Raw genomic sequence first — 26,517 nt, 5'->3', positions numbered from 1 at the left:
AATCAAAAACAAGAAAAGCAAGGGCACTCCGAAAGGAGAGAATATCTAGGAGCCGTATGCGGTGAAAGTCGCACGTACGGTTCTGAAAGAGAGGTGCCCTGGGTAATACCAGGCATCGACTCTACCTACACCATTGATGTCAGTGATATCATGCCAGTGACATTGGGTCAACCCAGACTCTGGGATGTTGCCTACTAAAAGTTAGATGTCAGCTTTACTGCTGATCTAAGAACTGCAAACCAATCAATTAAACAGGAGGAATTATTATGGAATTGTCCAAAAAATCTAAATTACCGAAGCAAGTTGCACCTGTTCAGCGTCCCTCTACCTCTACTGCAATATCCAATCAGCATGGGATAGGAGCGAGTAACTACAATAATGTTGAATCTAGCGCGGCATTCTGGGACATTCTCAGAATGTATTAAGCAGGTGCACAAAATTAATTACACATTTTCCAAAACTCAAAACCTTACGATGTAAGGGTTACAGAGATTGGTAGTAGGAAATTAATTTTGTTTAGGTGCTTAATTATCACTAAAGTAAACATTGGTCTGTGTTTACTACAGACCAATAAAAACCAAGAGAAAAAATAATCATGAAACTTCCCATCCAAGCTCGACCAGTTATACGAACAGATTTATTCAAGCCTCATACAGTCGTAGATATAAATTCTGCTTCTAGAGAAAATAGGTTGGCTCTATCATTCGGTTTACTACATGGGGCAAACTATAACGATCCAATGAGATTCTTAATGCCAGCAGACAACTCTGGATGTCATATACTCTCTGAAAACTCAATGGCTATGTGTCTAGTCAACTGTGGCTTTTTCTAGTATTGAATATTGCTCCCAGTCATTAATAGACTTTCCCATGAATTATTTGACCAATCACGAAAAAAGAGAGAAAGAATCATGAGTAATATACAGGATCAGATACATAAATACGTGAAGGAATTGTCAAAAACTTCCTCTAAAGAAGAGTCTCGTTCAACTAAGGGAGATAAAGGAGACACAAAATCTAAACCACCTACAAATAAACCAATAGGCTGCATCTGGAGTTGAAGTAAGCAATAAATTAAATTACAGCAGTTTCGGAGTTGATGAGGTACAAAGTTTTTGGGTTTAGGAAATAGGTAACTGGGAACGGGAAACTGGGAACTGGGAACAAAGATTAGCACGATTGTACCTCACTATCCTCAAAAGTGCTGTAAGACGTTGCTTACTTTAACAGGAATTACGCATTGACTCTATATGTAGAGTATAAATTGTCATCATTCAAGATATAGCCACTATAATTAGTGCCATTGCGCAAGTCCTTTAATATCAACTAATCCAGATTGAGTTTAGTATAGCAACCGCCAGGGCGGTTAGGACGTAGACTAAAGATGTGATCGTAATTAGCTTAGGCTGTACTCTGCCATGCCCAAACCCTACAGTTACGACTTCCGTCAAAAAGTGCTCCAAGCGCTCGAATTAGATGGACTCAAGAAACACGAAGCCAGTGAACTGTTCAATATCAGCCGCAATACGATCAACCTGTGGTTGAAGCGCAAAGCTGAAACGGGTGATGTTCGGGCATTGCCCAATCGCCCCCCAGGCAACAACCAGAAAATCACAGACTGGGAGCAGTTTCGAGGGTTTGCCAAGGCTCATGGCGATAAAACTCAGGTGGAGATGGCTCAACCAACTGTGGGAAGGGGATATCAGCGTACGCACAATCTCACGAGCATTAAAGAAAATTGGGTTTACGCGAAAAAAAAGACCTACGGCTACCAAGAACGGGACGAGTCGAAACGGCAAAGCTTCATAGAGCAGTTGGCTAAGTGGGCGGATGAAACGATTGTTTATGTGGATGAAGCCGGCATGGACAATCGGGAGGACTACGGTTATGGCTGGAATGAAAGAGGACAACGCTTTCATTCCTTGAAGTCAGGACGACGACAGGGGCGAGTGAATATGATTGCAGCCCAATGTCAAGGACAACTGATGGCTCCGATTACTGTGGAAGGTTCCTGCAATCGGAGTGTATTTGAGATTTGGTGGGAAACCTGCCTGATTCCTCTGCTTTCGCCGGGGCAGGTAGTGGTTATGGATAATGCCACCTTTCATAAAGGGGGGAAGATTGAGCAACTCATTGAGGAAGCTGGCTGTCAATTGCTCTACTTACCTGCTTATTCACCAGACTTCCAATTTGATTGAGCGATGCTGGTCTTGGATCATATGTCGAATTCGCAAGCAACTCAACCAGTTTGATTGTCTACGTGATGCGATGGAGTATGTCTTGCACTTGGCGTCCTAACCGCCTTGGCGGTTGCTATACATAAACACCAGGAATAAATTAGCTCAACGAGCAAAAAAACACTGTAACAAAGGAGAAACAAACATGAAAGTTCCTATCCAGGCTGGACACGTGCCACGAAATCAGTGGTAACTATTCAGCGAAAACACAAAAAACAACGAAATTGCCAAATTCAGGAGACAAAATAATGCAATCAGAGCAAAAAATGATGAAATCATCTAAACTCCCTATCCAAGCTGCACCTGTTGAGCGTACTGTGACTGGAGCATCCATGTCTAGTGACAACGGTGTTGACCCTTCTATTAATTGGGGAAAGATTGGTTCAATAGCATTGGATACTATCGGTAGTCTGCTTGGCGGCTAACATAGTTATTCTATCGGGGGGTTGCTTAGATTCAATCCCCGATCTGTCCTGGTTTAGGACAAAGCATCTAATTCCTATCAAAAACCACGCACGCTATTATGTAGTGCAATATCGCCAAATTCAGGAGAAAAAATAATGCAGTCAGAACAAAAAATGATGAAATCGTCTAAACTCCCTATCCAAGCTGCTCCCGTTGAGCGTACTGTGACTGGAGCATCCATGTCTAGTGACAACGGTGTTGACCCTTCTATTAATTGGGGAAAGATTGGTTCAATAGCATTGGATACTATCGGTAGTCTGCTTGGCGGCTAACATAGTTATTCTATCGGGGGGTTGCTTAGATTCAATCCCCGATCTGTCCTGGTTTAGGACAAAGCATCTAATTCCTATCAAAAACCACGCACGCTATTATGTAGTGCAATATCGCCAAATTCAGGAGAAAAAATAATGCAGTCAGAACAAAAAATGATGAAATCGTCTAAACTCCCTATCCAAGCTGCTCCCGTTGAGCGTACTGTGATTGGAGCATCCATGTCTAGTGACAATGGTGTTGACCCTTCTCTTTGGACGGCGTTGGCCTCTACGCTTATTCCAGTAGCTGCTGAAGCTCTCAGTAGTCTGATTGGCTAACATAGTTATTCTATTTGATCGGGGGTTGCTTAGAGTTAATCGCCGATCTAGACTGCATCAAAAATCACGCTATATGTAGTGCGAGCATCGATATCGTAGGTTGGGTTGAGGAAACGAAACTCAACCTGCATTGTATTATTGGAACAGTATTATTGTAAGGTGCTTTGGATGGCTGCAATTAGTCTGTCTCACTTATTGATTTAAAATCCGTCCTAACGCACCATTTTAGCCTCAACATGATATAAGATCGTGTCCGGATAATCAGTGATAAATTGGTATCACATCACAATCGAAACCTTGTAGGGAGGTTAGATGGAACCTCCCTAATGTAGTCTACCCATCAAAAAACTCTATCAAACTATACCCCTTGCCCACTCAATAAATAACTTTGCCTGTTGCGCCCAAAAATCAGAACCCCAATAAACAAAACAACTGGTTTCACACAACAACAGCGCTCTACTTTTTTCATCCGAACCCTCCCCAGACTCTACAACCTTCGCGTAATCTTGACTCAACTGTTCAACTGCTGCCAATACCTGTTGTCGTAAATCTCCCTCTTGCCAATGCTGGTGACTTCCTATCCACGAACCTCCCGTTGACTTCAACCTTACCTCTGTTGTTGCTCCTGCTGATAAATAAGTGCGATCGCGCGATCTTGTAGGTTGGGTGAAGTGGCGCAAGTTTTTGGTCTAAAACTCATAATCTATGCTCCACGGAACCCAACAAATCACAATCCTTTTTCTCTACCTTTTGCCCAGGCACAGCAATGCCAGAAAATTTAACATCATCAAACCAGTTAGCCAACTGCTCACAATAATCCTGTTTAGCTACCTGAAATTTGAGATAAGTAACCGTATCCTGAAAATAAGCATTAATAAATCTCTCTATCCAAGGCGTGAGACTGTCTTGATTTAGTTTAATATTATTCGTTTCTGCTTCTTGTTGAAATATCCTGATTAAAATCTCCCGATCAGGCTTACCTTCATTAATTAAGCGATGCAGCGCGGTCATGGGGGTTTCCCCCATGACCGCGCTGCATCAAGAACGGTTTCTGTAATTGTTCCAAAACCGCCGAGTTAGTAAAATAGCCCCCCAAAAAATTTTTAACTCCATTCAATCCATCCGGTGGAGCGTGAAAAAATAACAGTTGCCTCGGTTCCAGTTGTTTTTCCCATTCCTTAACTGCCTCTTCACCCGCTTTGATTGCCTTCTCTACATCGCTTTTTTTCAGAGATTAAATGATACGCTTACCTGCTTCTCCCGCAACAGTACCTAACAAAGGTGACGCTATTTTCGATAGTTCCAGACTAGCCAAGAAGGAGAATGGTTCCATAATTTCTAGGTAATTATGTTCGATGCTATTAATTATAGCAATTTAGGGAGCAGGGTTTTTTGCGTGGGTTTGGATCCCCCTAAATCCCCCTTAATAAGGGGGACTTTCCAGATACATTTCCGGACTCCCCCCTTTGATAAGGTTTTTGAGATAGATTTCCCGACTTCTTACAATAATCAGCCTTTCTATATAGGTTTCCGACTCCCCCCAATGATCACGGGGGGCTGGGGGGATCGAGCAAGTAAATGAGATAGAAAGGGATGGTATCTAGGAGGCGCTACGCAAACCCACTCTCCCAAGCTAAGACCATTACCCTAATTCCTAATCCCTAAAAAAAATCTATATAGCATTTATAGGATTTACGAGGTAAGCTTTTAAACCTCAAAGTCCCCCTTATTAAGGGGGATTTAGGGGGATCTCTTTGTCACTCATGGTATAGAGAATTGCTAGAAAAGTTAACTTATTGAATTTTGAAAAATTTCTAAGTTGTGTTAGGGGGAAGCTCACTGCTGATCCGAACGCACACTGCTTCAAAATTGTGCAATACTTCATCATTGGTAAATCGAATTACTTTTAATCCATAACCTTCAAGAATGTGGCTTCTTTCTTTATCATAAGCAAGGCCAGCTTCTGTATAATGAGACTCTCCATCAACTTCAATCACTAATTTTAAAGCAGCGCAATAAAAGTCAACAATAAAATTCCCTATCGGTCTTTGTCGCAAGACTCTAAACTTAAGATTTTTTAAATAGTCACACCACAGCTTTTTCTCGGCTGGTGTCATAGTTTTCCTTAATTCTCTAGCTCTGCTTACTAAATTCGATTTATAAGGCAGATGAAATTGTTTTTGTTGGCGATCGCACATTTTACAAGAATTGAGCTTGTGGTTTTTGCCGTGGGTTTTGATCCCCCTAAATCCCCCTTAATAAGGGGGACTTTTTAGATAGATTTCTGGACTCCCCCCTTTGATAAGGGGGGCTGGGGGGGATCGAGCAAGTAAATGGCATAGAAAGAGATGGTATCTAGGAGCCGCTACGGGAACCCATAAATATCTTATCAATTTAAATACTATCCCATGATAATCGCTTCAACTTAAATGCTATCCCAAAATTAATCTTTAAAATTAAATGTAATGCTCTGATTCACTAAGGGATTTGCCGTAGGCTATCCTACGCGATCGCTAATACAAAATTAAGCAAAAAAAAATTATTATATACCCCCTGACGTAAAAAAAAAATCAAAAATTACTTGACAAAATCAATAATCATTTATTACCATAAAAATGTCACCAATACAACAGCAAAAAAAACATTATGGACATCGAAAACTTTCTCCCAAATTTTGAGTATAATCCCAACAATCCTAATCTCCCTGAATTATTTAGCCAAGGGCAGCCAGGACGGGAGCAAATCAAACATGTATTGATCGGTTCTCCCAAAACCGTGCGGGTCACAATCTATAATCTTTATAGCCGTGGCTACGCCCAAGTTCATGAGTGGAGCACTCCTCAACCTATCGGAAATTCTGGTGAGGTGATCAGTATATTGATTCGACATCTGTTGGTAGATTAAGATAGCAACTTGCCAGGGATCCCAATCCCTGTCTTGATGCAGTCGCTCATGGGGGAAACCCCCAAGACCGCGCTGCATCGCTGGCGACAAGTCAAAACTGAGGAGAAAGTACGAAGTCTGAAGTCTAAAACCTAAGTTTGTATGTTGTTGATTGGGATAATTTCCTAATGAATTGGTGAACACATAGTCAAGAACCCTAGGGCTCTTGACTATTACAAGAAATAATTCGGTCAAGGATTGGAATTAACCAGAACTTGACCGAATTTTTTTTATTTTGATCATTAATCAAACAGTGCGTAGGGTGTGTTAGGGGCGGGCTTGCTTTGATGTTCTCCTGTTCGCCCCTGAGACAACCCGCCCCGTAACGCACCATCCTAACGCCAGAAACAGTGCGTAGGGTGTGTTAGGGGCGGGCTTGCTTTCATGTTCTCCTGTTCGCCCCTGAGACAACCCGCCCCGTAACGCACCATCCTAACGCCAGAAACAGTGCGTAGTGCGTAGGGTGTGTTAGGGGCGGGCTTGCTTTGATGTTCTCCTGTTCTCCCCTGAGACAACCCGCCCCGTAACGCACCATCCAAGAGCTGATATTGCAACAATGCAATAGTTTTTTTTAACCACCTACACCACCCACACCACTCCTAGTGCTAATGCAATAGTTTTTTTTAACCCCACACCTCCCACGCTCCCCACCCTTTCCACCCACTATTTGCATCTTTTAAAAAATTGTGTTAATATAACAATATCGTTAAAGCAATGGTTTTACCGCCATGATGATTTCTACCGCACAAGCCGCTGAATTACTAGGTATCTCTGCCACTCGCGTCCGTTTCCTGTTGAGCAAGGGCAGAGTCAAAGGTGCTTATAAGGTCGGTAGAACTTGGGTAATTCCCTTATTTGATGGCATGCCAGTGGTCACCCCTGGTACTCGCGGACCAAAGCGGAATTGGTCAAAGCGTACAAATTACACTAAGGCTGTCATCCACGTTAATCAAAAAGTCATTCGCCAAAATCACAACACCGGCGAACGCAATCCCGTGATTACCGTAAAACGAGGCTCTAAAAACACTTACGGTCATACTGTCGAAGTCAATGGCCCCTGTCGGGTGATGTATCGCCCAGATGAACCCCTACACTGTGGAGCACGGGTATGGATTGAGACGATTTCTGACTTTAAAGTGATCGCCTAAGCCGTTGTGCATTTCAATTAGATAGTTATCAAAAAGTAACCATTTAGCCGTCAGCGGTCAGCGGTCAGCGGTCAGCCGTTAGCCTTTCGCTGATGACTGATAGCTGGTGAGTGATGACTGATAGCTGATGACTGATAGCTGATAACTGATAGCTGATAGCTGATAGCTTTACATAAAAAAACCATCAAACCCTGTTCCCTGCTCCCTACTCCCTACTCCCTGCTCCCTACTCCCTACTCCCTACTCCCTACTCCCTTGTAGTTAAACTCAACGACTCCCGACAGATCAAACTTTCCTGGGCAATTTCTTCCAATTCAACCGCTTTCAACAATCGGGACCAAGCCTCAGTAAAAGTAGAATTTTGTGGATTACTACAACGAAGTTTAGCTGATTCATTCAAGGCATCATACCAAATGCCATTTTTAGCATAAACTGTAATTAGCTTCTGTGAGGTTTTATTATCTAACTGATGCTTAAACTCTGGCAATTCAACCCGTTTCAAAAATCCTTCAATAAACAAAAACGAGTCATTGTCAAACGAATCTGGGGAATTACAATCAAGGATCAGATACCAGCGATACCACTTACCAACCTCTAAGGAGTATGGAAGAGGTATGCTAAACACACCAGACCGACTTGGCAAAGTAACAGGGAGATATTTTGGAGCAAGCTTGGTCTGAGTTGTTAAATCCTGCAAGGAAAATTCCCCATAAAGCACCCTCTCAACACTTTCAGATTCATAGGAAACATGAACCCAGATAGTCGGAGACTCATTAACTGTCCATCCCCTACTATCTTTATGGATCACAGGTGTCACCCTTAGGTTTCCTCCCGTTTCAGAAACAGCCATAGGACAATCTCCACGACTACCTGTACCTCGCCTACGTCCGCTCGGGGCATCACCTGAATAATCTGGCTCTTTAAACTCTACTGCTATAGATTCCGACCTATTGCCAGTAGATTCCATCAATTGCGCTTGTGCTGGGTAGTTGCTGAGAGTCGTCAGAGCAAACGCAATCCCATAAAGCAGTTTAATTTTCACCATTGTCAACTCCGATGCTTTTGCCAAGGAAGATGCTAGCTGGGTATCAGAAGTTCCCTTTTGCCATCAATCCTAGTGTCACATCTGATTTGAACATCCTGTATAACGTACTACCAAAACCATACCCACCGAAGTAAGCACTAATACCATTGCTGATGGCACCAGCGGTATCCAACCCCCTTCCAAAATAAACAGATAACAAATGCCATACAAACCACCAAGTGCCACTGCCGTCGAGATTACCAAGCCACTTAGGAAATGCATACTCCTAGCCTGGCCTGAGCGGAATCCCATTACCAAACCAATGACACTTCCCACCACAGACCAACCCCAAATCCACAGCACTTCTGTTGATTCTGACCAAACCCACAACAAGGGTCGATTATCCAGAACCGCACTCAGGATTTGACTTACCATATGTCCTTGAATCACCACTCCTGGTGTTCGCTTATGGCTCAGGGGCTGACTCGGACTGTAAGGGGTGAGCCAGTAATCACTACTGGTATTAATTGCACCGGCTACACCAACAAGAATAATCCGACCCTTCAGTTGTGACCGGCGCTGGGCAGGAATCTCATCATTGAGAATATCACCAACACTGACTGTTAGGGCAATATCTTCAGGAGAGCGATGGGAACGGTAATTTAGCAAGATTTGTCTACCTGCTGCATCCACTCTGTGGTAGCCACCGGTATAGGAATTTAATTGCTTCAGCACAACGGTTTTACCTTTACCCAAATCTGGCGCATCAATCCATAATTCCTGATTTGATGCCTGATTTGATGTGTAACCCCATTCGATACCCTTACCATGTAGATAGTATAGGGCTAGTAGCAGGCTAAGGTTATTCTTAGCAGTACACTTATCCGTCAGGTCTGGTGAGTCCAGAGATAACAGATGGCGACGGAGGATTCCCCCCTGGTCAGGTAAAGCATCACTAAAACTAATCCGATCTGGCCGAATTTCCAGGGGTGGAGAAATCCCTTCGGTGTCCCCAGCCTTAGCATCTTTAACTTTACAGATACCAAATAGATTCTTTTGTCCCAGGTAAGTTGCTAGTTTAGGGTAAGCTGGATCCACCGGAAAATCACGATAGATATCTAAGCCAATCGTTATCGGTTCATACTCCTGGAGTTTCTCAAATAGCCGAGTCAGAGTATCGTCTGATAACGATGCCCCATGCTTCGGTTGCTGTTCCTGATTTTTAATATCCTCTGGGGTAGCCTTAACAATCAACAGACGCTCGTCCCGTCTTTCATCGGGTCGTTGTCGCATCAGTTGGTCAAAAGCTTTTAGTTCAAGCCCTTCCAATAGTCCCAACCACCGCAATCCCATCACCAAAGCCATTGCGAATACACTAGCCTTGAGTAACAAAACGCGATCGCGCCATAGTGACCGCATCGGAAACGAATGGGATGGTTTGTCGGAGCTCGTTTGGTCTGAAGCACTAGGGGAGGTACTGGGCAATAAAGCTTGACCCCCTGCTACAGCCAATCGCATCATGTGTTGAGCATCTGTTGAGGTTTGTGACCCATGAGCCTGACGGGAGCTACCTGAAACAGAAGCCAATTTATTGCGATCGCGCAACTGTTGCCAAGTCGGCGGCACAACAGCCGGATTTTGGCAAATCACTGGCAACCAGCTAGCACCAGGATAGTTATCTTCCCAGCCTTGCAACCGTTCCCTAGCTTCCCGCACCGCCAGATATAAGGATTTTCCACCAGCAAATGCCCTTAAAAAGCACTTCAAAAACTCCTGTGCCACTCGATCGGGTACCGGTTCCCGCATCACAATCAATTGAGGAATATGTAAATCAGCCAATTCCCGTGCCAATCCCAAGCCATCGCAAGAGTTGAAAATTGCCAGTCTCAAACCATTCGTAATAGCTGTTCTCAGAGCATGCTTTAACTGGGAAATCGTTAAGCTATCAGTTTGATTAATACTTATGTAACCGGTTTTACCATCGGGACCACTCTTGCTATGTCCCGCAAAAAACAGGATATCCCATCCCTGTTGATCCCAAAGCTGGTGGTTAAGCTCTTGGCGTTGTGGCTGCACCACAAAAACCGTTTCCGCCTCCGGTAACTGCTCAAGTAAAGCGCGGTCTTTTTCAACCTCAATCCCTTGACTATTTCCTAAAATTCCTAATACCCTAACTTGACCCGTTGACTCTCGATCTGGTGTCGTGACTGGCTCATACTCTTGGCTACTCAACGCCACTTCTGTCAGGGGGTAATCTTCAAATAAACGCCACAAATGCCAAGGAAATCGTCGCACTTGGTGATCTTCCGCCTCGATAATTACCCTAATTTCTTCAGACGGCATTAGTTTAGTTCGCACTCGCCATTCAATGTTGCGAAATTCTTCAGCATTGAGCCAGGTATTAATTTGCTCTTCTAACTGTTGAGACAGATTCCTAAACTCAGCTTGTGAAACATTAGTGATACTAACTTGATTAATTTCCAGACGGCGATCGCAGCTGAAGCCTCGGTAGAGTGCTGCATACATTAATTGCCAGCGTTTGTAGAGTAAGGGCAGTTCCGGTGCAGCAGGCAAACCTCCAGTAAACTGCATCAGATTACGATGATCTGTTTCCCAAAGTTGAGCGATAACAGTAGGAAAACCTTCCTGACAATTACCATTTCCCAGTTTTAAGACTACTAACTGACTCATGGATATAGTATGTCAGGGCTAAGTGTGTCAGGGTTAAGTAAGGTCTAAAATTTCAATGGTTGCTTGGAGTTTACTTTTTATGAGGGTCTGACCCTTAAAACTCTTGCGACAATTTAACATTACTCAATTGTATTTGTCAACTTCTAAATCGGTGGTATTATTAAAATGCTATAGTATAGTTTGGATAATTTATATCTAGCTTTATCGACAGTTGACTAACTCAGCATCAAGGGATATCAGAAAAATCAGCTTTTAAGCCAAACTTTAGTTGTCACGTGACCGTAATTTATGGTATACTAGAGAATTATGGGCGATTAGCACAGGGGTAGCGCGCTTCCTTCACACGGAAGAGGTCACTGGTTCGAACCCAGTATCGCCCATTCGTAAGCATATGCTGATAGCTGTTCGCGTAGCGTGCGCGTAGCGCTAATCGCTGTTCGCTGTTCGCGTAGCGTGCGCGTAGCGCTAATCGCTGTTCGCTGACTACTTACACTCAAACAGTTAACCAAACCGAAAGGTCTCGTTGAATCAAATCTTGGAGTTTCAGGATATCATCACGATAAAATTCCAGCAACTGTTGCCGTTCCTCTTTAGAAATACCAGCTTTTCTCTTATCAGTTGAGTTGATGTTGATTAGCGCCGAACGAACAGTTTGCCTCACCTCCAGGGGCAGGATGTACTTTAGTCCAGAAGCCACCATAGTTCTGAGAGGATTTTGTTTCCGCAACAGATCATTAACCAATTTTACTTTAGGAACTTGACCCACTTGAGCTTTTTTGGATACATCCGGGATAAACGTTTCATCTACTCCAATGAACCGATACATATCCTGGAGCAAAGCCACAGGATTTTTACATAAATCCTCGTAGAGATAAACTTTGATTTTATCTCGATTAAACGTTTCGATAAAATGTCTTAATTGAGCAGTGTACAGTCCTTTTTTTAGGGTAAACGACCCCTTAGAGCGAAACTTAAGCTGTTCCGCTAAAGGTTGAAGCTTACCCGCTACATCCGTCGCTTCCCGAACGTGCATTAAATAATCCGAATAAGCTCGGTCTATGGGATTTCGGAGAATAGCAATCAGTTTAACATCGGGCAAATAACGCAATATTAGCTCAGACGATGATTTATAATGAAACAAATAGTTAGGGGATGCTTCTCCAATCGCTATTTCATCCTTCACGTCTTGGAAAAGTTGAGAATATTTTTCAAAGGTATCAATTCTATTTTTGTTAGGAGTTATTAGGTCTGGAGGTAACGTTTCCCAATCTTTCTCCAAAAAATTGGTTTCCTTAACCGGACTCATATAAACTTGAGGGTGTTGCGTTAAGTAGTTATAAATAGAAGTTGTTCCTGCCTTCTGCACACCTATAATTAAAAAAGTCGGTAATTTCATTTTATTTCTGGTCCTAGGGAATAGGGGAAGAGGGAATAGGGAATAGGGAATAGGGAATAGGGGAAGAGGGAATAGGGAAGAGGGAATAGGGAATAGGGAATAGGGAATAGGGAATAGGGAATAGGGAATAGGGGAAGAGGGGGGAGTGTGGGTCTGACAAGGGTAGGTTTTTTACCTAGCAGGGCGAGTAGTTACTGGCATGGGGTAGAAATTTCGGAAAATATGTCTTACAATCTACCAGAATTTCCACCGATTACCGACCCATCTCCCGCTCTTCCCCTCCTGGTCGGGGTGTCGGGTGGGTTCCGATTAGCCATTACCGATTACCCATTACCCATTTACCCATTACCCATTACCGTTTTACCTATTACCTATTACTTATTACCTATTACCGTTTTACCTATCTCCAAAGTAAAAAACCTACCCCTGTGAGGGAGTGTGGGTCCCCATCTCCCCATCTCCCCATCTCCCCATCTCCCCATCTCCCCATCTCCCCATCTCCCCACCCTCCCGACTCCCTAATTAAGGTAGTTCACTTACTCGCTTCAACCCAGCAGAGTCTTGGTCGTACTCGTCTAGGTCAACGGAAATCGGCTCAACATTCCAAATTTCCTGAGAATACTCCCGAATCGTGCGGTCTGAAGAGAATTTGCCCATATTCGCCGCATTGATAATCGACATGCGAGTCCAGTGATCCTGATCCCGATAGGCTTGGCTTACTTGCTTCTGGGTATTAACATAGGACTGGTAGTCTGCCAAAAGCAGGTACTCATCGCCGTACAGTAGGGAATCCACCAGTGGCTTAAACAGCTCGGGCTTACGGGAATAGAAGTACCTAGAGCCAATCTGATCGATGACCTGCTTGAGCTCTTTATTGTTGTTATAGTATTCTTGCGGGTTATATCCCCCAGTTTTGAGAGCGTATACTTCCTCAGTAGTTAGACCAAACAGGAAAAAGTTGTCTGCTCCTGCTTCTTCTCGGATTTCAATATTAGCACCATCCAAGGTACCAATGGTTAAGGCTCCATTCATGGCAAATTTCATATTGCCAGTTCCAGAGGCTTCCTTGCCAGCAGTGGAAATTTGCTCTGAAAGGTCAGCTGCTGGGTAAACCTGCTCTCCGAGGGAAACCGAGAAGCCTTCTAAGAAAACTACTTTTATGCGATCGCTTACATCAGGGTCATCATTGATAATCTCTGCTACTGAGTTGATCAACTTAATCACCAGTTTAGCCAAGTAGTAACCCGGTGCTGCTTTGCCAGCGAAAATAAAGGTTCGGGGCAAGATATCGATCGAGGGATTCTCCTTGATCTGGTTGTAGAGACTAATGATATGGAGTACATTCAACAACTGACGCTTGTATTCGTGAATCCGCTTGACTTGAACATCAAACAGGGAATTAGGATCAACTTTAATATTGTTGTGTAGCAGAATATAATCCGCAAGGTTTTGCTTGTGCAGCTGCTTAATCTTGCGCCAGCGATCGCAAAACTCAGCATCAGTAACAAACTGCTCTAACTGTTTGAGCTGGTCTAGATCAGTAACCCAACCCTCCCCAATTTTCTCAGTAATCAGTTCCGACAGTTGAGGATTACTCAGCAATAGCCAGCGACGGGGTGTAACCCCATTGGTCATATTAATAAACTTATTTGGCCACAATTCATAGAAATCTTGGAGCACATCCTTCTTCAGCAATTCCGTATGCAGTGCGGCCACCCCATTAATAGCATGGCTACCTACGCAGGCTAAATGAGCCATCCGCACAGACTTCTCAGATCCTTCTTCAATCAAGGACATTCGTCTGAGCCGGTCATTATCACCTGGATACTTGAGACGCACATTATCCAAGAAGCGACGGTTGATTTCATAGATAATCTCTAAGTGCCTCGGTAAGAGTCTCTCAAATAGGCTAACTGGCCAGCGTTCCAAAGCCTCTGCTAGCAAAGTATGATTAGTATAACCAAAAGTGTTCTTAGTAATATACCAAGCTCGATTCCAGCTCAATTTGTACTTATCCAAGAACAACCGCATCAGCTCGGCTACCCCAATCGATGGGTGAGTATCATTCAGCTGAATCGCAATTTTCTCATGGAACAGGTCGAAATTACTATTAGTTCGTCGATAATTATTAATAATATCCTGAAGGGAACAGCTAACAAAGAAATACTGCTGCTCCAGCCGTAGTTGCTTCCCTTGGGAAGTATTATCATTGGGATAAAGAACTTTCGAGATATTCTCAGAATAGATCTTTTCAGTAACAGAACCGGTATAGTCCCCGCTGTCGAATACCTGAAAATCAAATTCTTCACTGGCACCAGCACGCCACAGACGCAGGGTATTGACCGTATTTTTCTTGTAACCAGGCACTGGTATATCGTAGGGAGTACCCAAAACCTGCCACTCCGGAACCCAACGTACCCGATAGCGCCCTTCCTCATCCTTGTAGGATTCTGTCTTACCCCCGAAATTCACCTCAACGGTTAATTCTGGGCGTCGGATTTCCCAAGGGTTGCCGAAGCGTAGCCACTTGTCAGGACGTTCAACTTGACCACCGTCAATGATCCGCTGGTCAAAGATACCGAATTCATAACGGATGCCATACCCAACAGCAGGAATTTCTAACGTTGCCAGGGAGTCCAGGAAACAAGCAGCCAACCGTCCTAAACCGCCATTCCCTAAACCAGGCTCAGCTTCCAGGATTTTCAGGTCATCTAGCTCCAGCCCAGATTCGTGGAGAGCTTGGCTGAGCCGATCATATATTCCCAAGTTCAGCAAATTGTTAGTGAGCTGGCGACCCATCAAAAACTCTGCTGACAGGTAATATACCGTCTTAGTATTTTTTCGAGTATAGGTTTCTAAGGTTTTAATCCACCGCTGAAGTAGCCGGTCTCTTACCGTATAAGCCAGAGCCATATAGTAATCGTAGGGTGTAGCCAAAAACTGATTTTTGCCCTGGATATAATAAAGATTATCAGCAAAGGCTCGCTTAAGGGTTTCCACCGACATACCTGTGCGGTCATCTTCTACCTTAACCTTAATTTGTTGTGTGAGGTTGGTAGGTTCCTTCATAGTATGGCTCATCCTGACCAAAAACTTGTCACTCCATTATGGATTCTGATACATTTATGCGCTACAAAGCGATATATTATCGTCTTGTATGACAATAGCATCACTATATAAAGTGAAGGAGGTATCCCTCAAAGCTTTAAGCAAAATGCCTAAAGCACCGTTAAAATCACGATTGATTTCATGTCCACATTCTGGACATTTAAACAGTTTATTCCCACCCAGTTTTGGGTGAATATGGCCACATCTTGTACAAGTTTTGCTGGTAAATTCTTCTGTCACATCAATTACCTGACAGCCACTTAACTCAGCTTTATTTTTTAATACCTGTTTAAACCTATAATGTGACCAACTTAACATTTGTCTTGCCGTTTTACTTCTTATTTTTCGTTTTTTCTTTTTTGTCATCTTGCTTGTTTCAAAAGTGGGCAATAAGATGTATGAATAATTTTTACTCAACCAAGAAGCCGCCTGACGATGACATTCATCAATTAGGTTTCTAATTCTTTTTCGACTTCTTGCTGCCGCTTTTCTCATCTTTTGTCTTTGCCTTTTCGATTTGGATTTACCAATTTTACTCATTAGCCGATCCAGATGTTGGCATAATCTTGTTATTTTTCCTATATCCCCAACTCCAATTTCAAAAAATGATTGGCCATCAAATCCTGTCAGAAAAGTTCTCACTCCCGGATCTATTGCAATTATTCCATCTACATTATTAGTCTTTAGTTTTACTTCTTCTAAAAAAACCGCAAACCAATCCCCACACTTAGTTTTTATTATTCGTGTAGCATAAGCACTGCTGATCGGTATGGGTTCGCTACTTTGAAAATCTTTTCCTTGTCTTGATGCAGTCGCTCATGGGGGAAACCACGCCAGTTGCTCATGGGGGAGACCCCCAAGACCGCACTGGCTCCCCAAGACCGCGCTGCATCGCTTGGTTAATCTTGAATACCATTTACCCTTGGTGTAGTTGCTATTGTTAAATTTAAGTGTTTGCCTGGGAGCATGACAACTTCTAAATTTACAGTTTTTACTGAATGAGTAAGCTTGATGCGCATCAAATATTGCATTCTGTCTTATATGGCAAGGAGTTGCTTTCACCCATTCAGGTAACTCGGATTGCATGATGATATTGCGTAATTTTTGCTTACCAACTTTGCTATGTTTTTTTTGATAAGCAATGGCTTGATTAAAACAATATCTACAAGCTGCTACCCATTTATTCCACTCTTTTTTTAGATCTGAGCTTGGATAAATTTTGATCTTCCTCGACCTCAGTTTTATATTTCCTGAGTCCATATACTCGGCTACTGAAGCAGTGTAGGATGGCGATGATGTCTTCAAGCATTTCTGATTCTGGAGACAAGTTTTTCTCGTTGAGAACCAGGATTGTGCAGTTAAATTGCTCACAAAACCATTGATAGAAGTCGAAACCGAATTTTGCCAATCTGTCTTTGTGTGCGATAATAATTCTTGGGAGATTTCCTTGCATGACTCTCCCCAATAAGGCTGTAACTTTTTTTCTTTTGAAGTTAAGGCCTTCTCCGATTTCCCTATAGGTGCGCTTTCCGTGATGGCGTTCGCGTAGCGTGACCTACGGTCAAGGGATTGCTCGCCATCACGGGTCGCACCTGATGATTTCTGCTGTCGGGTACAAGTTACTGATGGCGGCAATTTTTCTATTAAGGTCAGATCGTTGATTTTTGGAACTAACTCTGGCGTAGATAACTGTGGCTCGGTCTTTTTCGATTCCAACAGTGTAGGATTCAACCTCATATCTTTTTTGTCCAGAGGGGGGATGGCTTTGATTTTACCTTCCTTCATTGTGCCATCGCACAAGAGTTCTGACATGAACTTCGAGTTTTTATGCTGCCTCAGAGGGCTTGACATATTTGGCTATTTTAATAACCTCAAACGCTTCTAAGCCATTATAACTTAATATATCCCTTGATGACGCAAATCTTAGATTTAGTTCTGCTCTTTTATCATAGAGTAAGCATGGACATTGCTCCTTGGTAAATTATCATTCTCTGTAGTAAAATCACCAATTTGTAACACACAGTTCCTACTTGAGTTGAGTGTCCTGCAAAGACTTGATCACAAACAGATTCAATGGATCTTGACTCATCTCTTTGACATAGGACTCACTGAGATAGGAAGCATATTGGGGTTGTTTAGCAATATAGGTTTTGAAAAAAGTGGTATTAAGTGCCATCAGGTAAGGACGAGGGATAGCAGGATCTGGCCCAATCAATTCAGGTGGAACCGGTAAGACACCCTCTCCTGCCCCACCCAGGTAGGAAAAGTGAGTACCTCCTTCTGTCACCGACTACTCCGATTAACCCCAAGGGCGTACGTATTTGACCCAATTGACAACTGCCAGTAAGCATTCAGCATTCAGCATTCAGCTTATGGGCTACGCGCACGCGTGCGCGTTCAGCTTATGGGCTACGCGTACCCTACGCGAACGAGGTTTAATTTAAGCTGAATGCTGACGGCTGACGGCTGACGGCTGAAGGCTGACAGCTGACGGCTGAATGCTTACGGTATGTTACCCTAATAAAAATCTCACAACCTCGCTCCAATGACACCGGAATGGGAAGCCCTAATTGTTGGGATTAACCGTTATCCAGAATACACCAACTTTAACGACCTGACCGTTGCTGGATTAGACGGTAAAAATGTCGCTCAACGATTAGAGCAGTATGGCTATGAACCGTTTCGGATTCAGGACTTACCCCTTGGGTTGACCCAAAAAGGAGCAGGAGCACTACCGAACAGAGGAATAGTCAAATTAGAGGAATTAAGGTCAGCAGTCGCTAATCTGTTTAATCCTCCACCTCCGAACCAACCCCCAGAAACTGGCCTATTCTTCTTTTCAGGCCATGGCTGTAGACAAGAGGTGGATGGTATTGAGGAAGTTTTCTTAGTCACTAGTGATGCCTTTCCTGATGTGGGAATTTATGGCTATCCTCTGCGGGAGTTGGGTGAGCAAATCACAACTAGCCCAGTCAAACAGGTAGTGATTTGGTTAGATTGTTGCTACAGTGGCGAGTTACTAAAATTTATTCCAACAAAGAAAATTTACTGCTTGATTACTGCCACTCGTTCTTTTGAACCGGGAGTAGAGATTAGCCATGAACAAGGAGTATTTACCAGGGAGTTACTGGCAGGATTGAATCCGGAAAATTCCCCGGATGGTATTGTTACTAGTCATAATTTGGCAGAGTTTATTGAGCAGCGGATGTCAAGGACTGGACAACGTCCTTTAATCGCTAACTCTGAACAAGCGATTCTACTGACTACCCAGTTTCCGAAACTGAGCTTTCAGGATAAATGCCCCTATCGGTCTCTGTCTTATTTTACCGCAAAACCAGAGGATGCTCTGGTGTTTCACGGTCGCTCTAAGTTGACCAAGCAGTTAATTGAGCGAGTTAGAAATAAAGACCGTCTGCTAGTAGTGTTAGGTGCTTCCGGTAGTGGCAAGTCTTCCTTACTCAGAGCAGGATTATTGTATCAGCTGAAGTTAGGTCAGGCAATTCCCGGAAGCGATGCAGTCGGCCAAAGGGGGTTCCCCCCATGAGCGACTGCATCAAGAAGCGATCGCTGGCATTATCTGGAACCTTTTGCTCCTCAAAAAACACCAAAGCCAAGGTTACAGGAGGTGCTGGAGAAGGGGAAGCTTTTAGAGAACAAGGGAGAGGGTGTGGCTGATTCTGGTTATGATTCTGCCCCCCTAGCCCCCCAATTTTGGGGGGAACAAAACTTTCTTGCGTCCCCCAGAGGGTGTGGCTGATTCTGGTTATGATTCTGCCCCCCTAGCCCCCCAATTTTGGGGGGAACAAAACTTTCTTGCGTCCCCCAAAGTTGGGGGATTTAGGGGGCTTTCCCCTCAGCAACGCCCAGCCAGAGAATTCTGGGGAACAAAACTTTCTTGCGTCCCCCAAAGTTGGGGGATTTAGGGGGCTTTCCCCTCAGCAACGCCCAGCCAGAGAATTCTAGTAAAACTCCGGTGGTCATGATGATTGACCAGTTTGAAGAGTGCTTCACTATGAGTCAACCTGACCAACGGCTGGAATTCTTTAACGGTTTAATTGAATTAATCGAGAATACCAACAATCTAATTGTATTAATCGCCATGCGCTCTGACTTTCGGGGGCGGTTGCGAGACTATACTGAATTTGTTGAGAAGATTAATAGACCTTACATCAATGTTGAACACTTGAACCGTCAGGAAATTGAAGAAGCGATGCAGCGCGGTCTTGGGGGTTCCCCCCACTCGCGCTTTGCATCAAGAAGCGATCGCACTACCGGCGGAATTAGTAGGATTAGGGATTGAAGGGAGATTAAAACAGCAACTGATTAACGATGTGGAAGATTATCCAGGCAGCCTGCCCCTGCTCCAATATACTCTGACCGAATTATGGAAACAGTCAAGACAGCAGCAGGAAACGTTTTTACGCTTAGAAACCTATCAACAGTTAGGGGGAATTGAGGGAACTCTCGAAAAGAGAGCAAATCAGGTATTTGATAGTCTCTCAGCGGAAGAAAAAAATGTAGCTAGGCGTTTGTTCTTGGAATTAACTCAAGTCGGAGATACTCTCGATACCCGTAGACGAGTACGCCTGGGGGAGTTAGTCAATTCTCACCACAGTTTAAAACTGCTCGATGCTGTGAGCCAGACCTTAGCCAGTTCAGACAACCGCTTGATTACTAGAAGCCATCAGGAAAATTCCCAGGATGTGGTTTTGGATGTGGTTCATGAAGCCTTGATTCGCCACTGGGGAAAGTTGCTGGAGTGGAAGCAGACTTACAAAGAAGCAATGGTGATCGAACGTAAGCTGGAAGCGGCAGCCCAAGAATGGCAGCAGAAGGGTAAGAAGCGTGATGATGCCGGTGTACTGTTACAAGGGGGGAGGTTAGTAGAAGCCCAGGAGTATTTAAACGAGCATGGCAAGTTGGGCATGTTGGATGGGCTAGCTGAGGAGTATATTCAGGTAAGCAATCAGAAGCACAAGCAAATCACCCGTAACCGCAGGTTAGTAGCGGGAGCGTTTATTGGAGTGTTGGTATTGGGGATAGTTGTTTCAACTAAACAGGCTAGAAAGGCAACCAGAAGTGAAATTAAAGCCCTGAGTCAACTTTCAGAAACTCTTTTTCTTTCAAATCAACCCTTTGATGCTCTAAAAGAGAGTTTAAAGGCAGTAGGAAAACTTAAAAATGCTAATTGGGTACAAGATAATACTAGAATTAAAGCGATCGCTCGTTTACGGCAATCCCTGTATGGAGTGAAAGAGTCTAATAGCCTAGACAAACATAGGGAACCTGTCACTAGCCTGGCCTTTAGCCGAGATGGCCAGACTATCGCTTCTGCTAGTGGGGACAAGACGGTGAAACTGTGGAATATCGAAGGCAAATACCTGCAGACCCTCAAAGGCCATAGCAAATCTGTCAATAGCGTTGCCTTTAGCTATGATGGCCAGACTATCGCTTCTGCTAGTGGGGACAAGACGGTGAAACTGTGGAATCGAGAAGGCAAAGAACTGCAAACCCTCACCGGACATAGCCAACCTGTATATAGCGTGGCCTTTAGCCGAGATGGCCAGACTATCGCTTCTGCTAGTTTTGACAAGACGGTGAAACTGTGGAATCGAGAAGGCAAAGAACTGCACACCCTCACTGGACATAGGGCACCTGTCTATAGCGTGGCCTTTAGCGATGATGGCCAAACTATTGCTTCTGCTAGTGATGACAACACGGTGAAACTCTGGAATCGAGAAGGCAAAGCCCTGCACACCCTCACTGGACATAGGGCACCTGTCTATAGCGTGGCCTTTAGCGATGATGGCCAGACTATCGCTTCTGCTAGTTTGGACAACACCTTGAAACTGTGGAATTATGAGGGCAAAGAACTGCACACCCTCGAAGGCCATAGCCAAGCTGTCACTAGCGTGGCCTTTAGCGATGATGGCCAGACTATCGCTTCTGCTAGTTTGGACAAGACGGTGAAACTGTGGAATCGAGAAGGCCAGCAACTGCAAACCCTCACTGGACATAGCGCACCTGTCATTAGCCTCGCCTTGAGCTATGATGGCCAGACTATCGCTTCTACTAGTGGGGACAACACCGTGAAACTTTGGAATCTAGAAACCAAACCACTCCGTACCCTCACTGGACATAGGGCAACTGTCTATAGCGTGGCCTGGAGCTATGATGGCAAGACTATCGCTTCTGCTAGTGGGGACAACACCGTGAAACTTTGGAATCATCAAGGCAAACTCCTGCACACCCTCACCGGACATAGCGAACCTGTCAATAGCGTGGCCTTTAGCCCAGACCGCAAGACTATCGCTTCTGCTAGTAGGGACAACACCGTGAAACTTTGGAATCTCCAAGGCAAACTCCTGCACACCCTCAAAGGGCATAGCGATGATGTCACTAGCGTGGCCTGGAGCTATGATGGGCAAACTATCGCTACTGCTAGTGGGGACAATACGGTGAAACTGTGGAATTATGAGGGCAAACTCCTGCACACCCTCACTGGACATAACGAATCTGTCAATAGCGTGGCCTTTAGCCCAGACCGCAAGACTATCGCTTCTGCTAGTAGGGACAACACCTTGAAACTGTGGAATTATGAGGGCCAACACATGCACACCCTCGAAGGCCATAGCCAACCTGTCATTAGCGTGGCCTTTAGCCCAGACGGCAAAACTATCGCTTCTGCTAGTTGGGACGACACGGTGAAACTGTGGAATCACAAAGGCCAGGAACTATACACCATCACTGGACATAGCGCATCTGTCTATAGTGTGGTCTTTAGCCGAGATGGCCAGACTATCGCTTCTGCTAGTGGGGACAATACGGTGAAACTGTGGAATCTCCAAAACCAACACCTGTACACCCTCACCGGACATAGCGGCTTTGTCAATAGCGTGGCCTTTAGCCCAGACGGCCAGACTATCGCTACTGCTAGTAGTGACAACACCGTAATTTTATGGAATTTTGATCTAGATGATTTAGTGGCACAGAGTTGTGATTGGCTCCATGATTACCTAGTCACTCATGAAGAGGAAACAGAATTAAGGAAAATTTGTGGTATAGCGCGACGCGCTAGGCAATAGGCAATAGGCAATAGGCAATAGGCAATAGTTTACTAGAACAGCTTTTGCTAGTTGTATCAATGTCAAATACCATAGCGCGTAGCGCTAGGCAATAGGCAATAGCGATGCAGCGCGGTCTTGGGGGTTTCCCCCACTCGCGCTTTGCATCAAGACGGCAACAGGCAATAGTGAAGAAAAAAGCTTACTAATCAAGGGATTGAGCGATTTTAATTTTTCTTCATTTGTCAAACACCATAGTGCGTAGTGCTATATAGGGGAGTCGGAATTAAAAAGACTTGAGCAGAAACAGATTCAATGGGTCTTGACTAATCTCTTTGACATAGGACTCACTGAGATAGGAAGCATATTCAGGTTGTTTAGCAATGTAGGTTTTGAAAAAAGCGGTACTAAGTGCCATCAGGTAAGGACGAGCGATCGCAGGATCTGGCCCAATCAATTCAGGTGGAACCGGTAAGACACCCTCTCCTTCCCCACCCAAGTAGGAAAAGTGAGTACCTGCTTCTGTCACCACTAGATAGTTTTCTGGGGTAGTTAGCCAGCTGAAGGGGGTAATTTGTTGTTCTACAGGTGGGGCAAAGAGGTCTCTGATACTTGAGACCATCATGACCGGAACCTGAATTTGTGACATTCCGGCTTCACCAAAGATCGGGTTGCTGAGCGGATTAACAGCAATCACCGCTTTTACCCGTTCGTCTCCCAAATTATAGTCTTCTGGGGGTAGTTGAGTACCTCGACACTGGAGTAGCAGGGATACATCCAAGGATGAATTGTTTTGTCGAGCAGTATCACACTCACTAGTCAGCTGTTCAAAATTGAGCTTAGCTCCTCCTAGAGCAAGAACAGTATAGCCTCCGAAGGATTGACCAATTACTCCCACCTCTTCTAGATTGAGCTTACCAAACTTACTCGGGTCAGAATTAGCTTTAGCCGAAAGTTCATCTAACAAATACTTCACATCCAAAGGACGATGGATGATCGCAGTAGGATTGAGGGGAGTGGCGAAGCCAGCAAAGATTCGATTAATGCGTTCGGAACTAGTACCAATATGCTCCGGCACCGCAACTGCAAAACCGTAAGATGCTAAATGTTTCGCTAGATAGGCAAAGGTATTGCGGTCAGAAGCCAAACCATGGGAAATAACCAGAGTTGGAATCGAGCCTCTTATTGCTCCTTGGTCTGAAGACCTAGGTAGATAAATATCAACGGGAAACGAAGCTTGACGCTCAGAGTTATAAACCTCAAAGGTTTCTTTACGCCAACCTATTCCTCCAGGATTCCTGAGATCTGGCTCTGCTGAAAAATCAAACGATGTTGAGCCTTTTCCCTCTATTTGTGCCTGATTTTTAACGGCACTAAAGACAACCTTGTTTCCCACAAAGAGCCTTGATAGCTCATCAGTAACATCAGAAATTAGTTCCACATCCAGGTAAATAGTTTCTAGGGAAAATTTACGCAATACATTAATAACGCTCAAGCCTTCTGGATCAGAAGCTGCGGAAATTAAAGCACCCCGCAAAGGATAGAAACCATTGCGATTAAAATCTGCTTTTATTACATTCCCCAATCGGCGCAGTAAGGTTTTACCCACCGGTAAGCGAGTGAACAAATAAACATATCTGGGAGAAATATTAAATCGACTGTTTAGTAGAATCCGCAGTGCTGCTAATTGTGTTGGTGTAGCAAAGTTGGCATAATAGGCAAATTGCCTGGTCATTGTGCCATCTTTGGCAAAGATTTCCAAGTCTTCAATCCCTATATTAAATTGTCCAAAGGGAGAAACGAAGAAAGTAATTCGCTCTGCTCCTAGGGCAGGAATTGCACTGAATGTAGATACTAGACTCAAGCCTAGGGATAGGGAAAAGCGAGTTAACCACTGGCGCAGTGGGTTAGAATGAAAGGATTGGGTGCTCACTTTAGCTGCTGGGGAAAGACCAGGGGAGTTGGTCATAGTTAACGGAAAAGCTGTGACAAGTGTATTAAACATCTACAAAGCTCTCAAGTAAGCATTCAGCTATCAGCTAATGCGCTACGCGCAGGCTACGCCAACAGCTATCAGCTAATGCGCTACGCGCACGCTTGGCCTTGGCCGTTGGCCAACGGCTGACGGCTGACGGCTGATGGCTGATGGCTGAACGCGCACGCGTGAGCTAAAAGCTCACGGCTGAATGCTTACGCTCTCAAGACCAAACTGAAACTCAACAACCAACACAAAACCCTGATGGCTCAACAGGCTGGCTATTGTAGATGGGTCTACAACTGGGGACTAATTTAGCAATAAGCATACCATAAAGGTCATTATACTAGTTAACAAGTAAGCATTCAGCGGTCAGCGATTAGCGCTACTTGAGATGCTACTTGAGGTGCTATCAGCTCTCAGCTCTCAGCTTTGAGCTTTGAGCTTTGAGCTTTGAGCTTTTAAATAAAACAAGTAAGCTTCGTTTAATCTTTGTTACGTCAGCTGAATGCTGAATGCTGACGGCTGACGGCTGACGGCTCACGGCTGAATGCTTACGTTAACAACTAAAACAGATAAATCCTCCGATAGAAGAAGGTTAATAGTAATGGGTTTACAGGAAAGACTATTTCGGCGATTTCAAAAACAGGAAAAACCAGAAGAAAAACCAGAGGATACCCAATCCCTCGACCAGACCTTAGAACAAAAAAAACCTGGGCGAATTCAGTCACTACTGAGCAAATTACCAAAACCAGGAACTCTTAAGGATACCCTAGTAAGGCTAAGGAATCCAGAACCAAGCAACACTGACAAAATTAGAAGCAAAATTACAGGAATACTCAGCAAATTTCAAAAATATAGCACTAAACAAGATACCCCCAAACGGTCGGAAAAGTCAGCAGCAAGCAACCCTGGCAAAATTAGAACACTACTGGAAAAATTACAAAAAAATATCTCCCCCAATGACATCCAGAAAATTGACCAGAGCCTCGATCAGATGAACCGGGGGAGGATAAAAGAAATATTTCATAAATTGCTCCAAAATACCAAGCCAGAAGACATCCAAAAAATTGACAAGAACTTAGAACGGATGAATCGGGGAGCAATTAAAGAAATTTGGCCGAAAATTCAAGCTTTAGCTAAAATGGTCCGGGACCCTAATGCCCCTTGGAAGGGAAAAGCGTTAGCGATCGCAGCCTTAATCTATTTAATATCCCCCTTTGATGCCGTCCCAGACGTAATTCCCGTAGCTGGATTAGCTGATGATGCAGCCTTGATCATTGCCGTAGTTTCCACCCTAGCTCAGGAACTAGAAAATTATATGGAAAGACAGGCAGAAAAGATGGCTGAGATCCAAGTCCGCAAGTACAATCGGATTGTCAGAATCAGTTTACTCGGCAGCATTGCCGCAGCAATTATCGCTATTTTGGTCAAATATATCCTGAGTCAGACATCATGATTAACCTCTATTCCTGGTACCGAATTACCCTATTAATTTTGACTACCTATGGCTTAATACAGCTAATTATTAATCTGCTAAAGTACAAGCCATACTATGAAAAAGTTCCAGGGTTTATGAAAAAATACTTTCTTGAGCGCGGCAGCCTAGTTTTAGGTAAAAAGCTCAACGAAAGTCGTCATGATTTAATTATAAATGGCTTACTATTGCTTGTCTTAGTAATCTTAAATATTATTATATGGATTTTTTAAGGGATAATAAAAAAGAGGATTATTTTGGTTTTAGGAAGTAGGAATAGGGAGTAGGGAGTAGGGAGTAGGGAGTAGGGAGTAGGGAGTAGGGAGTAGGGAGTAGGGAGTAGGGAGTAGGGAGTAGGAAATGGGCAAAAGGCAATTACCCATTACCCATTACCCATTAC

General features: G+C 44.0%; 28 protein-coding genes, 1 tRNA gene and 2 pseudogenes. 16 read left to right on the top strand and 15 right to left on the bottom strand.

Annotated elements, in window-relative coordinates; genetic code table 11:
- Both F6J99_RS19030 and F6J99_RS19025 read left to right on the top strand, forming a co-directional pair.
- Positions 1–198, top strand: a 198-nt coding sequence (locus F6J99_RS19030) for a hypothetical protein (RefSeq protein ID WP_293114290.1), incomplete at its 5' end; no start/stop codon positions are given.
- A 68-nt stretch (positions 199–266) separates the two neighbouring features.
- Positions 267–425 (top strand): hypothetical protein, encoded by a 159-nt coding sequence (locus tag F6J99_RS19025; RefSeq protein ID WP_293114288.1) that lies wholly within the window; start codon positions 267–269, stop codon positions 423–425.
- 502 nt (positions 426–927) lie between these two features.
- Here F6J99_RS19025 and F6J99_RS19020 read toward each other — a convergent pair.
- Complete coding sequence (locus F6J99_RS19020; RefSeq protein ID WP_293114286.1) at positions 928–1,176, bottom strand: hypothetical protein; 249 nt, start codon at positions 1,174–1,176, stop codon at positions 928–930.
- A 241-nt stretch (positions 1,177–1,417) separates the two neighbouring features.
- On the opposite strand from F6J99_RS19020, the gene F6J99_RS19015 reads away from it, so the two are divergent.
- The 4 genes from F6J99_RS19015 (at position 1,418) to F6J99_RS19000 (ending at position 3,291) form a co-directional block, all read left to right on the top strand.
- Complete coding sequence (locus F6J99_RS19015; protein WP_293114284.1) at positions 1,418–2,197, top strand: IS630 family transposase; 780 nt, start codon at positions 1,418–1,420, stop codon at positions 2,195–2,197.
- Positions 2,198–2,484: 287 nt separating this feature from the next.
- Complete coding sequence (locus F6J99_RS19010; protein WP_293114282.1) at positions 2,485–2,661, top strand: hypothetical protein; 177 nt, start codon at positions 2,485–2,487, stop codon at positions 2,659–2,661.
- Between the two features lie 135 nt (positions 2,662–2,796).
- A complete protein-coding gene (locus F6J99_RS19005) occupies positions 2,797–2,973 on the top strand; it encodes a hypothetical protein (protein ID WP_293114282.1) in 177 nt (58 codons plus the stop codon).
- Between the two features lie 135 nt (positions 2,974–3,108).
- A complete protein-coding gene (locus tag F6J99_RS19000) occupies positions 3,109–3,291 on the top strand; it encodes a hypothetical protein (RefSeq protein WP_293114280.1) in 183 nt (60 codons plus the stop codon).
- Positions 3,292–3,644: 353 nt separating this feature from the next.
- Here F6J99_RS19000 and F6J99_RS18995 read toward each other — a convergent pair whose 3' ends face one another.
- The 3 genes from F6J99_RS18995 to F6J99_RS18985 all read right to left on the bottom strand — a co-directional run bounded on the left by F6J99_RS18995 (position 3,645) and on the right by F6J99_RS18985 (position 5,489).
- A complete protein-coding gene (locus F6J99_RS18995; protein WP_293114278.1) occupies positions 3,645–3,971 on the bottom strand; it encodes a hypothetical protein in 327 nt (108 codons plus the stop codon).
- A gap of 16 nt (positions 3,972–3,987) precedes the next feature.
- A complete protein-coding gene (locus F6J99_RS18990; RefSeq protein WP_293114276.1) occupies positions 3,988–4,317 on the bottom strand; it encodes a hypothetical protein in 330 nt (109 codons plus the stop codon).
- Positions 4,318–5,105: 788 nt separating this feature from the next.
- Positions 5,106–5,489: an endonuclease domain-containing protein gene (locus F6J99_RS18985; RefSeq protein ID WP_293114274.1), complete on the bottom strand. Its 384-nt coding sequence runs from the start codon at positions 5,487–5,489 to the stop codon at positions 5,106–5,108.
- A 448-nt stretch (positions 5,490–5,937) separates the two neighbouring features.
- On the opposite strand from F6J99_RS18985, the gene F6J99_RS18980 reads away from it, so the two are divergent.
- Both F6J99_RS18980 and F6J99_RS18975 read left to right on the top strand, forming a co-directional pair.
- The gene (locus tag F6J99_RS18980) at positions 5,938–6,195 is read left to right on the top strand and encodes a hypothetical protein (RefSeq protein WP_293114272.1); all 258 of its coding nucleotides are present in this window, start codon (positions 5,938–5,940) and stop codon (positions 6,193–6,195) included.
- Between the two features lie 767 nt (positions 6,196–6,962).
- The gene (locus F6J99_RS18975) at positions 6,963–7,382 is read left to right on the top strand and encodes a helix-turn-helix domain-containing protein (RefSeq protein ID WP_293019455.1); all 420 of its coding nucleotides are present in this window, start codon (positions 6,963–6,965) and stop codon (positions 7,380–7,382) included.
- A 247-nt stretch (positions 7,383–7,629) separates the two neighbouring features.
- Here the strand turns inward: F6J99_RS18975 and F6J99_RS18970 are convergent, their stop codons facing one another.
- Both F6J99_RS18970 and F6J99_RS18965 read right to left on the bottom strand, forming a co-directional pair.
- Entirely contained in the window at positions 7,630–8,427 is a 798-nt protein-coding gene (locus F6J99_RS18970) for a DUF928 domain-containing protein (protein WP_293114270.1), read from the bottom strand.
- Between the two features lie 75 nt (positions 8,428–8,502).
- Positions 8,503–11,097, bottom strand: coding sequence for a CHASE2 domain-containing protein (locus F6J99_RS18965; RefSeq protein WP_293114268.1), 2,595 nt, complete (start codon positions 11,095–11,097; stop codon positions 8,503–8,505).
- A 308-nt stretch (positions 11,098–11,405) separates the two neighbouring features.
- Here F6J99_RS18965 and F6J99_RS18960 point away from each other — a divergent pair.
- Positions 11,406–11,477, top strand: a tRNA-Val gene (locus F6J99_RS18960).
- A gap of 113 nt (positions 11,478–11,590) precedes the next feature.
- On the opposite strand, the gene F6J99_RS18955 is transcribed toward F6J99_RS18960, so the two are convergent.
- The 5 genes from F6J99_RS18955 to F6J99_RS18935 all read right to left on the bottom strand — a co-directional run bounded on the left by F6J99_RS18955 (position 11,591) and on the right by F6J99_RS18935 (position 16,339).
- Positions 11,591–12,493: a sulfotransferase gene (locus tag F6J99_RS18955; protein WP_293114266.1), complete on the bottom strand. Its 903-nt coding sequence runs from the start codon at positions 12,491–12,493 to the stop codon at positions 11,591–11,593.
- A 13-nt stretch (positions 12,494–12,506) separates the two neighbouring features.
- Entirely contained in the window at positions 12,507–12,653 is a 147-nt protein-coding gene (locus tag F6J99_RS18950) for a hypothetical protein (protein ID WP_293114264.1), read from the bottom strand.
- A 214-nt stretch (positions 12,654–12,867) separates the two neighbouring features.
- Positions 12,868–12,999 (bottom strand): hypothetical protein, encoded by a 132-nt coding sequence (locus F6J99_RS18945; RefSeq protein WP_293114262.1) that lies wholly within the window; start codon positions 12,997–12,999, stop codon positions 12,868–12,870.
- 16 nt (positions 13,000–13,015) lie between these two features.
- Positions 13,016–15,562 (bottom strand): glycogen/starch/alpha-glucan phosphorylase, encoded by a 2,547-nt coding sequence (locus tag F6J99_RS18940; RefSeq protein ID WP_293114260.1) that lies wholly within the window; start codon positions 15,560–15,562, stop codon positions 13,016–13,018.
- Positions 15,563–15,616: 54 nt separating this feature from the next.
- On the bottom strand, positions 15,617–16,339 hold the full coding sequence (locus F6J99_RS18935) for a transposase (RefSeq protein ID WP_293114293.1): 723 nt from the start codon (positions 16,337–16,339) through the stop codon (positions 15,617–15,619).
- An 80-nt stretch (positions 16,340–16,419) separates the two neighbouring features.
- Between F6J99_RS18935 and F6J99_RS18930 the strand changes: the two genes are divergently transcribed.
- Positions 16,420–16,545: a hypothetical protein gene (locus tag F6J99_RS18930; protein ID WP_293114295.1), complete on the top strand. Its 126-nt coding sequence runs from the start codon at positions 16,420–16,422 to the stop codon at positions 16,543–16,545.
- A gap of 223 nt (positions 16,546–16,768) precedes the next feature.
- Here F6J99_RS18930 and F6J99_RS45645 read toward each other — a convergent pair.
- The 3 genes and pseudogenes from F6J99_RS45645 to F6J99_RS18920 form a co-directional block, all read right to left on the bottom strand.
- Positions 16,769–16,819 (bottom strand): annotated as a pseudogene (locus F6J99_RS45645) (hypothetical protein); the annotation flags it as partial.
- Positions 16,797–17,399 (bottom strand): annotated as a pseudogene (locus F6J99_RS18925) (hypothetical protein); the annotation flags it as partial. The pseudogenes F6J99_RS18925 and F6J99_RS45645, both read right to left, overlap by 23 nt.
- A gap of 228 nt (positions 17,400–17,627) precedes the next feature.
- Complete coding sequence (locus F6J99_RS18920) at positions 17,628–17,888, bottom strand: hypothetical protein (protein ID WP_293114258.1); 261 nt, start codon at positions 17,886–17,888, stop codon at positions 17,628–17,630.
- Positions 17,889–18,146: 258 nt separating this feature from the next.
- Here F6J99_RS18920 and F6J99_RS18915 point away from each other — a divergent pair, with 258 nt between their 5' ends.
- The 4 genes from F6J99_RS18915 (at position 18,147) to F6J99_RS18900 (ending at position 22,686) form a co-directional block, all read left to right on the top strand.
- Positions 18,147–19,145 (top strand): caspase family protein, encoded by a 999-nt coding sequence (locus F6J99_RS18915; RefSeq protein WP_293114256.1) that lies wholly within the window; start codon positions 18,147–18,149, stop codon positions 19,143–19,145.
- Positions 19,142–19,276, top strand: coding sequence for a hypothetical protein (locus F6J99_RS18910; protein ID WP_293114254.1), 135 nt, complete (start codon positions 19,142–19,144; stop codon positions 19,274–19,276). Before F6J99_RS18915 ends, F6J99_RS18910 begins: the two co-directional genes overlap by 4 nt.
- Before the next feature lie 235 nt (positions 19,277–19,511).
- Positions 19,512–19,901: a hypothetical protein gene (locus F6J99_RS18905; protein WP_293114252.1), complete on the top strand. Its 390-nt coding sequence runs from the start codon at positions 19,512–19,514 to the stop codon at positions 19,899–19,901.
- The gene (locus F6J99_RS18900; protein ID WP_293114250.1) at positions 19,825–22,686 is read left to right on the top strand and encodes a WD40 repeat domain-containing protein; all 2,862 of its coding nucleotides are present in this window, start codon (positions 19,825–19,827) and stop codon (positions 22,684–22,686) included. The genes F6J99_RS18905 and F6J99_RS18900 overlap by 77 nt, the downstream gene beginning before the upstream one ends.
- Positions 22,687–22,951: 265 nt before the next feature.
- On the opposite strand, the gene F6J99_RS18895 is transcribed toward F6J99_RS18900, so the two are convergent.
- Complete coding sequence (locus F6J99_RS18895; RefSeq protein WP_293114248.1) at positions 22,952–24,670, bottom strand: alpha/beta hydrolase; 1,719 nt, start codon at positions 24,668–24,670, stop codon at positions 22,952–22,954.
- A gap of 177 nt (positions 24,671–24,847) precedes the next feature.
- On the opposite strand from F6J99_RS18895, the gene F6J99_RS18890 reads away from it, so the two are divergent.
- The gene (locus F6J99_RS18890; RefSeq protein ID WP_149031488.1) at positions 24,848–24,958 is read left to right on the top strand and encodes a helix-turn-helix domain-containing protein; all 111 of its coding nucleotides are present in this window, start codon (positions 24,848–24,850) and stop codon (positions 24,956–24,958) included.
- A 289-nt stretch (positions 24,959–25,247) separates the two neighbouring features.
- Positions 25,248–26,099 (top strand): YkvA family protein, encoded by an 852-nt coding sequence (locus tag F6J99_RS18885; RefSeq protein WP_293114246.1) that lies wholly within the window; start codon positions 25,248–25,250, stop codon positions 26,097–26,099.
- Positions 26,100–26,517 lie beyond the last annotated feature (418 nt).

Source organism: Moorena sp. SIO4G3 (assembly GCF_010692305.1).
In the GTDB taxonomy this organism is placed as follows: Bacteria; Cyanobacteriota; Cyanobacteriia; order Cyanobacteriales; family Coleofasciculaceae; genus Moorena; species Moorena producens_A.
The sequence above is the reverse complement of the archived record's forward strand: the minus strand, read 5'-3'. Positions and strand labels throughout refer to the sequence as shown.

Bases quoted from the DNA above. Each gene is read 5' to 3' on its own strand.
- F6J99_RS18980 (WP_293114272.1), top strand. From the start codon at position 5,938: ATGGACATCGAAAACTTTCTCCCAAATTTTGAGTATAATCCCAACAAT.
- F6J99_RS19025 (WP_293114288.1), top strand. From the start codon at position 267: ATGGAATTGTCCAAAAAATCTAAATTACCGAAGCAAGTTGCACCTGTT.
- F6J99_RS18915 (WP_293114256.1), top strand. From the start codon at position 18,147: ATGACACCGGAATGGGAAGCCCTAATTGTTGGGATTAACCGTTATCCA.
- F6J99_RS18895 (WP_293114248.1), bottom strand. From the start codon at position 24,670: ATGTTTAATACACTTGTCACAGCTTTTCCGTTAACTATGACCAACTCC.
- F6J99_RS19015 (WP_293114284.1), top strand. From the start codon at position 1,418: ATGCCCAAACCCTACAGTTACGACTTCCGTCAAAAAGTGCTCCAAGCG.
- F6J99_RS18955 (WP_293114266.1), bottom strand. From the start codon at position 12,493: ATGAAATTACCGACTTTTTTAATTATAGGTGTGCAGAAGGCAGGAACA.
- F6J99_RS18930 (WP_293114295.1), top strand. From the start codon at position 16,420: ATGGGGGAAACCACGCCAGTTGCTCATGGGGGAGACCCCCAAGACCGC.
- F6J99_RS19010 (WP_293114282.1), top strand. From the start codon at position 2,485: ATGCAATCAGAGCAAAAAATGATGAAATCATCTAAACTCCCTATCCAA.
- F6J99_RS18985 (WP_293114274.1), bottom strand. From the start codon at position 5,489: ATGTGCGATCGCCAACAAAAACAATTTCATCTGCCTTATAAATCGAAT.
- F6J99_RS19005 (WP_293114282.1), top strand. From the start codon at position 2,797: ATGCAGTCAGAACAAAAAATGATGAAATCGTCTAAACTCCCTATCCAA.
- F6J99_RS19000 (WP_293114280.1), top strand. From the start codon at position 3,109: ATGCAGTCAGAACAAAAAATGATGAAATCGTCTAAACTCCCTATCCAA.
- F6J99_RS18910 (WP_293114254.1), top strand. From the start codon at position 19,142: ATGAGCGACTGCATCAAGAAGCGATCGCTGGCATTATCTGGAACCTTT.
- F6J99_RS18885 (WP_293114246.1), top strand. From the start codon at position 25,248: ATGGGTTTACAGGAAAGACTATTTCGGCGATTTCAAAAACAGGAAAAA.
- F6J99_RS18940 (WP_293114260.1), bottom strand. From the start codon at position 15,562: ATGAAGGAACCTACCAACCTCACACAACAAATTAAGGTTAAGGTAGAA.
- F6J99_RS18970 (WP_293114270.1), bottom strand. From the start codon at position 8,427: ATGGTGAAAATTAAACTGCTTTATGGGATTGCGTTTGCTCTGACGACT.
- F6J99_RS18965 (WP_293114268.1), bottom strand. From the start codon at position 11,097: ATGAGTCAGTTAGTAGTCTTAAAACTGGGAAATGGTAATTGTCAGGAA.
- F6J99_RS18975 (WP_293019455.1), top strand. From the start codon at position 6,963: ATGATGATTTCTACCGCACAAGCCGCTGAATTACTAGGTATCTCTGCC.
- F6J99_RS18990 (WP_293114276.1), bottom strand. From the start codon at position 4,317: ATGGGGGAAACCCCCATGACCGCGCTGCATCGCTTAATTAATGAAGGT.